The 9,172-nt window shown below is 69.0% G+C and carries 13 protein-coding genes; 3 read left to right on the forward strand and 10 right to left on the reverse strand.

Annotated elements, in window-relative coordinates:
• Positions 1-71 precede the first annotated feature (71 nt).
• The 7 genes from AB0G52_RS03745 to AB0G52_RS03775 form a co-directional block, all read right to left on the reverse strand.
• A complete protein-coding gene (locus AB0G52_RS03745) occupies positions 72-1,010 on the reverse strand; it encodes a catechol 1,2-dioxygenase (RefSeq protein ID WP_132888392.1) in 939 nt (312 codons plus the stop codon).
• Entirely contained in the window at positions 1,007-1,423 is a 417-nt protein-coding gene (locus AB0G52_RS03750) for an NAD(P)H-binding protein (RefSeq protein WP_361333344.1), read from the reverse strand. Before AB0G52_RS03750 ends, AB0G52_RS03745 begins: the two co-directional genes overlap by 4 nt.
• A 191-nt stretch (positions 1,424-1,614) precedes the next feature.
• Positions 1,615-2,337, reverse strand: a complete 723-nt coding sequence (locus AB0G52_RS03755) for an SDR family NAD(P)-dependent oxidoreductase (RefSeq protein ID WP_132888393.1) — start codon at positions 2,335-2,337, stop codon at positions 1,615-1,617.
• 87 nt (positions 2,338-2,424) lie between these two features.
• Positions 2,425-3,090: an NAD(P)H-binding protein gene (locus AB0G52_RS03760; RefSeq protein ID WP_361333347.1), complete on the reverse strand. Its 666-nt coding sequence runs from the start codon at positions 3,088-3,090 to the stop codon at positions 2,425-2,427.
• Positions 3,091-3,126: 36 nt separating this feature from the next.
• Positions 3,127-3,771 (reverse strand): NAD(P)H-dependent oxidoreductase, encoded by a 645-nt coding sequence (locus AB0G52_RS03765; RefSeq protein WP_132888395.1) that lies wholly within the window; start codon positions 3,769-3,771, stop codon positions 3,127-3,129.
• Positions 3,772-4,054: 283 nt separating this feature from the next.
• The gene (locus AB0G52_RS03770; RefSeq protein WP_361333350.1) at positions 4,055-4,588 is read right to left on the reverse strand and encodes a cupin domain-containing protein; all 534 of its coding nucleotides are present in this window, start codon (positions 4,586-4,588) and stop codon (positions 4,055-4,057) included.
• Between the two features lie 95 nt (positions 4,589-4,683).
• Positions 4,684-5,397 carry a DsbA family oxidoreductase gene (locus AB0G52_RS03775; protein ID WP_132888397.1) on the reverse strand — a complete coding sequence of 238 codons (714 nt, stop codon included), beginning with the start codon at positions 5,395-5,397 and terminating at the stop codon, positions 4,684-4,686.
• 119 nt (positions 5,398-5,516) lie between these two features.
• Here AB0G52_RS03775 and AB0G52_RS03780 point away from each other — a divergent pair, with 119 nt between their 5' ends.
• The 3 genes from AB0G52_RS03780 to AB0G52_RS03790 all read left to right on the forward strand — a co-directional run bounded on the left by AB0G52_RS03780 (position 5,517) and on the right by AB0G52_RS03790 (position 6,932).
• Entirely contained in the window at positions 5,517-5,927 is a 411-nt protein-coding gene (locus AB0G52_RS03780; RefSeq protein ID WP_132888398.1) for a helix-turn-helix domain-containing protein, read from the forward strand.
• 100 nt (positions 5,928-6,027) lie between these two features.
• Entirely contained in the window at positions 6,028-6,381 is a 354-nt protein-coding gene (locus AB0G52_RS03785; protein ID WP_132888399.1) for a hypothetical protein, read from the forward strand.
• Positions 6,382-6,467: 86 nt separating this feature from the next.
• Positions 6,468-6,932 (forward strand): DUF2231 domain-containing protein, encoded by a 465-nt coding sequence (locus tag AB0G52_RS03790; protein ID WP_207921682.1) that lies wholly within the window; start codon positions 6,468-6,470, stop codon positions 6,930-6,932.
• Between the two features lie 552 nt (positions 6,933-7,484).
• On the opposite strand, the gene AB0G52_RS03795 is transcribed toward AB0G52_RS03790, so the two are convergent.
• The 3 genes from AB0G52_RS03795 to AB0G52_RS03805 all read right to left on the reverse strand — a co-directional run bounded on the left by AB0G52_RS03795 (position 7,485) and on the right by AB0G52_RS03805 (position 9,131).
• Positions 7,485-7,718, reverse strand: a complete 234-nt coding sequence (locus tag AB0G52_RS03795) for a hypothetical protein (RefSeq protein ID WP_361333355.1) — start codon at positions 7,716-7,718, stop codon at positions 7,485-7,487.
• Between the two features lies 1 nt (position 7,719).
• Positions 7,720-8,013 (reverse strand): VTT domain-containing protein, encoded by a 294-nt coding sequence (locus AB0G52_RS03800; RefSeq protein WP_361333357.1) that lies wholly within the window; start codon positions 8,011-8,013, stop codon positions 7,720-7,722.
• A gap of 185 nt (positions 8,014-8,198) precedes the next feature.
• Positions 8,199-9,131 carry an oxidoreductase gene (locus AB0G52_RS03805; protein WP_132888401.1) on the reverse strand — a complete coding sequence of 311 codons (933 nt, stop codon included), beginning with the start codon at positions 9,129-9,131 and terminating at the stop codon, positions 8,199-8,201.
• Positions 9,132-9,172: the final 41 nt, after the last annotated feature.

Here is a 9,172-nt window from a genome sequence, read left to right on the forward strand (position 1 = left end):
GATTCCTCCCTTGTCGGCCGTGGGCGGCGCTGTCAGGCGCCGCCCACATCCTGTTGTTCACCTGCTGCGGGTCACTGCTTCCAGAAGCCTTCGAGGTGGTAGGGGTCTTTGACCTCGTCGAAGCCGATGGGGCGGAGTGTGTAGTCGCAGGTGAGGGTGCGGTAGGGGCCGGTCAGACCGCGTGCTTCCCACTCGGAGGGGGCCTCGTGGAGTTCGGTCTTGTGGATCATCTCCCGGGCGATGGCGCCCTCGGTGACTATGTCGACGAGCGGGTCGCCGTCGAAGTGGATCTGGTGGGTGAGCATGTGATGGTCGTCGTGGGTGATGTGCGCGTGGATGTGCCTGGCGCGGGAGTTGGCCCGTCCCAGCATGAGCAGGAGGTTGTCGAGCAGGCTGCCCGGCACCGCCGAGGCTTCCTCGCCGGGTACGACGGTGCGGTACTCGTAGCGGCCTTCGGCATCCGTGACGATCTTGCCGCGCAGGTGGTACTTGGGGAGGTCGAAGCCGACGACGTCGAGGCCGTCCAGGGGTCCCGCCTGCTCGGGTGTCAGGCCCGAGTACTGGCCGTTGGCGGTGGTCTGCCAGAGATCGATGACCGCGCCGGGCAGCGGTTTGCCCGAGGTGGACCGTACGGTGCCGGACACGATCAGGGTCTCGCCGGGCTCGTCGGGTGCCATCGGCAGCACGCCGGGGTTGCCGATCTGCGGTGCCCCGGGGACGTAGGCGGGCCCGGTCGCCATCCAGGTGGAGGCGCCGTCCTTCTCCGGGTGGGCGTAGGCCCTGCCGTAACTGACTTCCATCGTGCGGTTGGCGAGGAGCTGGATCGTCGCCAGCGGGAACTCCCCTGACGCGACCAGCTTCGTCACGTAGGTGATGGCCTGGCCCAGCTCCTCGAACGTGATGCCCTGCCTGAGCGCCACGTCCCCGAACGTCTTCTGGAGATCGTCGAACACGACGCGCAGGCGCTGGTTGAACGCGATGTCGGTGTGGGGGGTGTCGGTTGTTGTCATGTCACTCCAGTCCGGCGTCGCCGTCGGGGGACGGCGCGCCTAAGGTCGGACAGCTGTGGTGCATGAGGTGGGTGTGGATCATGGGGTGGGTCATCCTCGTGTGCTTCAGACGAGGGGGCTTTGCGGATCCAGGTGTCGTCCTCGATCGGCTGGACGAGGAAGTGGGCGAGGTCGGCGTGGTTGATCCGTGCGCCGGGCTTTTCGGTGCCGGCCTCGGCGGCCCGTAGGGGGCCGCTGAGGGGCTTGTCGGTGAGGGCGACGGCGCGGGCCAGGGTCCAGTCGATGCCGGACGTGGCGCGGACGGCCTGGTCGAGGGCGGTGTGGTCCGCGAAGCCCGCCTTGATGTTCGACAGCTTGAAGCGGACCTCGCGGAGCGACTCGCCCCCAGGCAGGGTTGACAGTGTGTGGATCACGGCAGGGATGAGGTCGGGTGAGCTGATGGCGGGGCGGCCGAGGGCTCGGCAACGCGGGCTGCGCTGCCGGGCCGCGGAGGCTCGTGGGCTTTCCCGTTCGACTACCGTCGGGGCACGGCTGTGCGTCCGGGCGCCGCACCCCGCGCGGTGTCCTATTGGGCCGGTAGGGCAGCACCTGCCCAGCCGTTACCTCAGGCGGCGTCGTACTCGGGGAAGAGCTGCTCGACGCGGTCACGCTTGGTGTACATGTCCCAGTACTGGTCGGCCAGCGCGTCCGGGTCGACGAGCGGGCCCGTGCCGGAGCCGGTCTTGGCCAGGCTCCTCGCGGCGAGTTCGCCCATCTCGCTCCGGGCGATGAACGCGGCGATGGACAGGGTGCCGGCGTAGATGCCGGCGTCGGCCAGCTCGCCGTTGAGCGAGAAGAGCCAGTTGCGGGCGGCTGCCATGAGCGGGCCGACGCCGCTGGCGAAGGGGCGCGGGGAGCCGGCCGTGGCGCCGGTGGTCATCAGGAAGGCGCCATCGCCGCGCTCGTTCCACTCCGGCAGCACGGCCTGGGCCACCTCGACCGGGGTGAGCAGGAGCAGCGGGCTGTCCTTGCGCAGGGTGGCCGCGTCCAGCTTCGCGGCGGGAGCGAAGGCCTGCTCGCCGCTGATCGGACCGTACTCGACCACGTCGATGCGACCGAAGTGGTCACGGATGGCCTGGACCGTGGCGGCGGCCTGCTCGGGCTTGGACAGGTCGGCGGTGAAACCGGCCGCGTCGATGCCTTCGGCCTTCAGCTCCTCGACGAGGGCGTCGAGACGCTCCTTGCCGCGGGCGATGAGCGCCACACGGAAACCCTCGCGGGCAAAGCGGCGCGCGACGGAGGCGCCGAGGCCCTTGCCTGCGCCGAAGATGGCGATCACCTTGGACATGGGATGTTCTCCCCTTCACTGTTCAGATTGCGGCGCGGTGGTGGGGTGGGGTGGAACAGGGTCCGGTTCACGGACCGCCCGAGGGCGTCATCCTCGTGTGTTCCAGACGAGGGGGGCTTTGCGGATCCAGGTGTCGTCCTCGATCGTCTGGACGAGGAAGTGGGCGAGGTCGGCGCGGTTGATCCGTGCGCCGGGCTTTTCGGTGCCGGCCTCGGCTGCCCGTACGGGACCGCTCAGGGGCTTGTTGGTCAGGGTGACGGCGCGGGCAAGGGTCCAGTCGATGCCGGACGAGGCGCGGACGAGCTGGTCGAGGCCGGTGTGGTCCGCGAAGCCTGCCTTGATGTTCGACAGGTCGATGAACGCCTTGACCAGCGGGTTGAGCCGGGCCCAGTCGTCGCCGGCGCCCTGCGTGGACGTCAGCACGATGCGGGGTATGCCCTGTTCGCGCATGACGGTGAGCGTGTTGCGGGTGGCGTCGGTCATGAACGTCGGCGGGCTGACCGGCTTGGCCCACGGGTTGTCGGAGGTGCGGGCGTTGTTCAGCGCGCTGATCACCGCGTCGGTGCCTTCGGCGGCCTTGCGGATGTCGTCGATGTCGGCGGGTGTGCCCTGGATCAGTTCGACGCCGGCCGGTGCCTGCACCGTGTCGGGGTTGCGGACGAGGGCGCGGACGTGGTGGCCGCGTTGGGCGGCGTGCTCCAGGACGTGGGTGCCGGTGCGGCCGCTGCCGCCGAGGACCAGGAGGTTGCTCATGGTGATCAAACGCCTTTCGGGCAGTTCAGGGGTGTTTCAGGCGGCCTGTCGGCCGGTCAGGGCAGAGCCCAGGCGGCGGGCCTCCTCGTGCGCCTTGGTCATGGACGCCTCGTGCACCGGCAGCAGCGGGGCCATCATCGGCACGTACGGGGCCATGGTCAGTTCGGGCAGGATCGTCGTCAGGTCGAGGCCGAGGTTGGCCGGGTGGCCCAGGACGGTTTCCAGCGTCGGCACCAGGTGGTCCATGCCCTCCTTCGGGGCGCCCGGGCCGTAGCCGCCGCCGCGTGCGGAGATCACCGTGGCGGGGCGGCCGAGGGTGGGAGGGGGTCCGTCGAAGCTCAGGGTGCGGCCGGCGACCATGATCTGGTCCAGCCATGCCTTGAACACGGACGGCATCGTGAGGTTGTACATCGGCACGGTGAAGAGGTAGGCGTCGGCGCCGAGGAACTCCTCGATCAGCTCGTCCTGGACCGCCGCGGCCTTCGCCTGTTCGGGGGTGTGCTCGGCGGGGTCGGTGGTGCGGGCGGTGATGCCCGCCGCGCTGAGGTGCGGGGCGGGGGAGGCGGCCAGGTCGCGGTGGACGACCGGGCCCTTCCACTCGTCACGGAAGGACCGGGCGACCTGACGGGAGACGGATGCCTCGTCGAGCGAGGAGGCGTCGATGTGCAGCAGGTAGGACATGGAGAATTCAGCCTTTCGAAACGATCAAGGGTGGGTCGGGGGGCGGATCGTGGAGTGACCGGTGGCGGTCAGCTGCGGGCTGGTACGGCGCAGCCGTCGGGGCCGCAGACCGCAGCGTCGCCGTCGGTGCCGAGGGTGAGTGGGTGGGAGGCGTCCCAGGCCGTGCACAGCACGTCGAGAAGGCCGTCGCTGTCCTGCGCTCCGGGGATGCCATACGTGCCGTCGATGACGATGAAGGGCGCGCCGGTGGCGCCCAGGCGCTGGGCGCGGGCGGCGTCAGCAGCTACGAAGCCTGCGGTTCGTCAGTGTCGGGATCAGCGCTTCCAGCCGACCCGAGCAAGGTCCAGTCGTGCTTACGCGAGAACTCTCGGAACTCCTCCGAATCCAATTCCATCGCCTTACCCTTGGCTTGAAGCTCAACCATATCTTCGATGAAGTGCTCGAAACCTCCGGGAACCGATATCTGCAGAAGACGCGGCACGGTCTTCCCTACCGTCTTGACCGCATGGGGAATCCCTGCAGGCAGGAACATAAAACTACCCGGGCCGACCTCATGCTGCTCGTCGTCAAAGGTCACCCGTAGCGTGCCTTCCAGCAGGAAGAAGAGTTCGTCAGCGGTGTCGTGGATGTGGAGTGGGATGTCGTGGTTCACCGAGACCTCAAGGACTGAGTACTGGCCGTCGGTATGGGCGGCGCCCGCTTTGAGCAAGTAGATCGGTGCGATGTCGACGCGAGTTTCCAGACCCTCGCCTGGTCCAAGTTTGATGAATCGAGCCTTCTGCGAGGATGGATCGGAAATGGTCTGCTCTGCATTCATCTTTGGAACTCCTTTTCCCGTGATTCGATCACTTGCGCAACGCCGGTGGGGCGGTCAGGGCGGAGCAGTAAGAAGTGGGGGGTGAACGGTGGAGGTCAGCTGTGGGCTGGTACGGCGCAGCCGTCGGGGCCGCAGACCGCAGCGTCGCCGTCGGTCGTCAGGGTGAGCGGGTGGGACTCGTCCCAGGCCGTGCGCAGCACGTCGAGAAGGCCGTCGCTGTCCTGCGCTCCGGGGATGCCGTACCTGCCGTCGATGACGATGAAGGGCGCGCCGGTGGCGCCCAGGCGCTGGGCGCGGGCGGCATCGTCGCGGACGTGGCGCTGGTAGCGGTGCTCGGTGAGCGCCCGGCGGGTGCCCTCGCGGTCCAGGCCGATCTCCTGGCCCAGGTCGAGCAGGTCGTCCATGCTGAAGACGGGGCGGGCCTGGCCGAAGTAGGCGCGGAAGATCGTGTCCCAGGCTTCGCGGTTCTTGCCCTCGGCGGAGGCGTGGGCGAGGAACTCGTGCGCCAGGTCGGTGTTGCCGACCAGGTTGTCCAGCACCTTGTAGGGGCGGAGTCCCTCGGCCTCGGCCAGCGCCTCGATCCGGCGCGTGGACGCCTCGGCCCGGGAGCCGCCCATGCCGTGCCGGCGCAGCAGCGCGTCACGGACGCTGAACGTCTCACCCACGGGGAAGGAACCGCTCAGCGGGAACGAGTGGTGGACGACCTCCACCTCGTCGCCGTGCTCGAACCGCTCCACAGCCCGGTCCACTCGGTGGCTGCCCAGTCCGCACCAGGGGCAGGTGACCTCGGCCCAGACCTCGATCTTCATGACGCGCCTCCCATGCCTGCGCTGTGATTCCTACGTTTTGTTCGTAGCGCCATGATGGGCCAGTATGGAAGTCGATACAAAAGGCACATCGGTGTGTGTGCCGGAGAGGAATGTGCGTCATGGAGGTCACCGGCAGTTCGGGCGGCGCGGCGGCAGTGGGGCCATGCGCCCGCATCCCCGCCGAGCACATGGAGTTCATCCGGCAGGTCCTCGACCGAGTCGGCGACAAGTGGAGCCTGCTGCTCATCGCGGTCGTGGAGTCCGGCCCGCTGCGCTACACCGACCTGCAGCGCCAGGTCCCCGGAATCTCCCAGCGGATGCTCACCCTCACGCTCCGTCAGCTCCACGAGGACGGTCTGATCACCCGCACCGCATACGCGGAGGTTCCGCCGCGCGTCGAGTACTCCCTCACCCCGCTGGGCCGCGGCCTGCACGAGATCGTGACCTCCCTGATCGGCTGGGCCGCCGACCACCACGACGAGATCCGCGCGCACCGGGCTCGCGCCGCGGCACCAGCAGCCCGGTCCTGACCGCTCGGCGACCGGCTGTCGGCGCCGGGTGCAGCGCGGATGCCCGACGCATCGTCTAGATAGATCACGTCGGGCCAACATTGACACACTGTGTCATCTGATGCATCTTGGGCCACATGCCGAGAGCGAGCGGACCGTCGGCCAGGTCCTCTTCACCGGGGTCAACAGCGGCTTCGGTCCGGGCCGGATGCACGTGCCGATGGCGAACACCGCACTGTCCGCCTCGGCAACCATGACGCCGGCGCGCCCGGCGCACCGGGAGCCGCCCCCGACAGCCGGGCGCCTCGCTCGGCAGACCCTGCTGAACACCCTCGTCACCACGGCGGTGGCCGGTCCCATGGCCATTCGAGGCGTCTCGCCGGGCAACCAGGCCAACGGCGCCGTCACCGTCGCCACGGTCCAGCTGGGGACCGGTGTGGAGCAGACGGCCGCCGTTCGTCCGCATGTCGGCTGACTCGTCAGAGGGCTGGCACGAGTCGACCACGGCCGAGCCGGCATTCACGCACTAGGGAACGAGAGCGAGCAGTGTTCAAAGAATTCATGGGTCTCCCCCTGCACCCGCTTGCGGTGCACGCGGCGGTAGTGCTCATCCCGTTGCTGGCGCTGGGCGCTGCTGGATACGCCATGCTGCCCCGGTTCCGCCCCCAGTTGGGCTGGGTGGTGTGGGTGCTCGCGGTGGTGACTCCTCTCATGGCGATCGTCGCCCGGGAGTCCGGCGAAAGCCTGCAGGAGGTGGTCACCGAGAAGCACTACCCGAGCAGCGTGCTTCACAAGGTGGCGCAACACGCGGACTACGCCGACACGTTGCAGCTTCTCAGTCTGGGACTCGGTATAACGACCATTCTGTTGTTGCTGCAGGTTCGATCGAAGCGCGGAGCCCGTATGCCACGCTGGGCGCCTGCGGCGCTCGTGGTCGTCGTGGTGGGCCTCTCCGGCCTCAATCTCGTCTACTCGTACCTGGCCGGCGACTCGGGCGCCAAGCTGGTCTGGACCGGCGTGCTCTGACGCGCCGTCGGACTTCGCCGGCGGTCAGGCAGTTCGCCGCCGTCCACGCAGGACGGGGTGGCGGTGGACGGCCTGACCGGAAACGCCGAAGTGGTTCGAACCGCTGCCCGGGCCTGCGAATGGGGGCCCGGGCCGAGGGCGTGACGGGCGGCTGATCGTCGCCACCAACTCCACACCGGTCTGGCCTTCGACGGCATACAGCGCCCGTGAGAGCGTCGAGGCGGCTGCTCCGCCGCCCGCCAGTGCCCCGGTCGACCCGTCCGACCTCGCTCCGCGGTGCTGAGAAGCCTCATTGCCGTTCTCGCCGAGTTCGCGCCGGGTGCTGACATGCGCGGCCGCTGGGATACCGGGGGAGACGGGCGGGACGTCGGCGATCACCAGCGTCGGCGCCGAATCCGACGCCTTTGGTGTGCGGCGGCGTGGGTCTGTCGAGGGTGCGGGCGACCCGTGCCTACGTCGGTGCCGCGCGGTCAGTGCAGGTCCCGCAGGAAAGTTCTCGGGGTGGGCGAGCCGGCTGCCGGTTTCCATGCGCTGCCCGGCGCGTCCCATGGACTACTTCTCCTCGGAATACGTGACGACGCGCATTGGCCGCTGTTCGGAGGTTCGAGGAACCCCGCCCGACGCCACCACGGCACTCGCCGCCTGCACTCGGCCGCGACGGCGCTTGTGGGCCCACACAACGCAGAACAGCGCCACAGCAACGGCGGCAAGCACGGCGGCGCCGATCAGCCCCGCCGAGTGCAGGACCCTGGTCGCCGCCGTGCCGACGAAGTAGCCGAGGAGCACGTTACCGGTGCCCCAGACCAGCGATGCGTGCCGCGCTGTAGAAGAAGAAGGGGCGGTACGGCGTGCCGGACGCTCCGGCGGCGAAGGGCAGGAAGGCCCGGATGACTCCGACGAACCTGACGGTGAGCACGGCGGTTCCGCCGTGACGCGTCAGGAACGTCTGGGCCATGCCGCTCCAGTTGTCGGATCGGAGCCGGCGCGCCAGCCAAGTGCCCGGATGCCGTTCGCAGCGTCGGCCCAGCGCGTAACCGAGGCCAGGGGCCGCCGACCTGACGGTCGGCGGCCCCTCAAGCATGTCTCATACTCCCCACCCTCCCCACACCGTCCGAAACCGGAACAAGTGAGGAAGAGAAGCAGCTCTGGCCGATTTTCAGAGTCTCATCACCGTTCGGAGCCGTGAGGCCGAGGCGCGGCAGCACGCACTCCTCAGCGCACTCCCCCACCGCTGCCGCTGTATGCGGGCCGAAGATGGGCCTTGGGTCATGCCGAAGGGGCGGGTGAGTAGACCACACCGGTCAGCTCCTCGGACAGCACCCACAGACGGCGTGCGGTGTCAGGGTCCTCCGCGGCAGGGTCGGGGCGGACGATCGTGGGATGTCCGCGCAACTCCTTCCATCCGTCGGGGCCGAAGAACTGCCCGCCCTCGACGTCCGGTGCCGTCGCGGCGCGCAGTTGGGGGAGCGTGCCGATCTCGACGTCCTGGGCGAACAGCCGGTTGACGAGGGCGCCTCCCACCCGGAACAGGCCGGTCGGGCCAGTTTGCTGGAGGTTGGTGGCTGTGATCCCGGGGTGGGCGAGCAGGCTGCGTACCGGGCTGTCGGCCGCGCGGAGCCTGCGGTCGAGTTCCAGGCCGAAAAGGACGTTGGCGAACTTCGACTGGTCGTAGTACTTCACGCGCTGGTACTTCCGGGCGCCGGAGAGGTCGTCGAAGTGGATCTGCCCGCCGTGATGCCCGATCGAGCTGACGGTCACCACACGCGGGTCACGCCCCTGCCGCAGCAGGTCCATGAGCAGGCCGGTGAGGGCGAAGTGGCCGAGGTGGTTACCGGCGAACTGTGACTCGTGGCCCTGGGGGCTCAGCGTTCGGGGTGGCGTCATGACACCCGCGTTGTTGATCAGGACGTCGACCTGCAGGGCGTCGTCGTGCGCGCGGGCGGCGAACGCCTTGACCGAGTCCAGATCGGCGAGGTCGAGATGGCGCATCTCAAGGCTTGCGTCGGGGTCGGCGGCGCGGATGCCGGCGGCGGCCCGGCGGCCCTTGGCCTCGTTGCGTACGGCCATGACGACGTGCGCACCGTGCCGCGCCAGGTGGCGGGTGGTGGCCAGGCCGAGGCCGCTGTTGGCTCCGGTGACGACGAAGGTCCGGCCCGTCAGGTCGGGGATGCGGGATGCGGTCCATTTGCTGTCTGACATGAGACCCAGACTGCCGTCAATGGCACAGTGAGTCAATGATG

Origin of the sequence: Streptomyces sp. NPDC021562 (assembly GCF_040640875.1) — a bacterium.
In the GTDB taxonomy this organism is placed as follows: domain Bacteria; phylum Actinomycetota; class Actinomycetes; order Streptomycetales; family Streptomycetaceae; genus Streptomyces.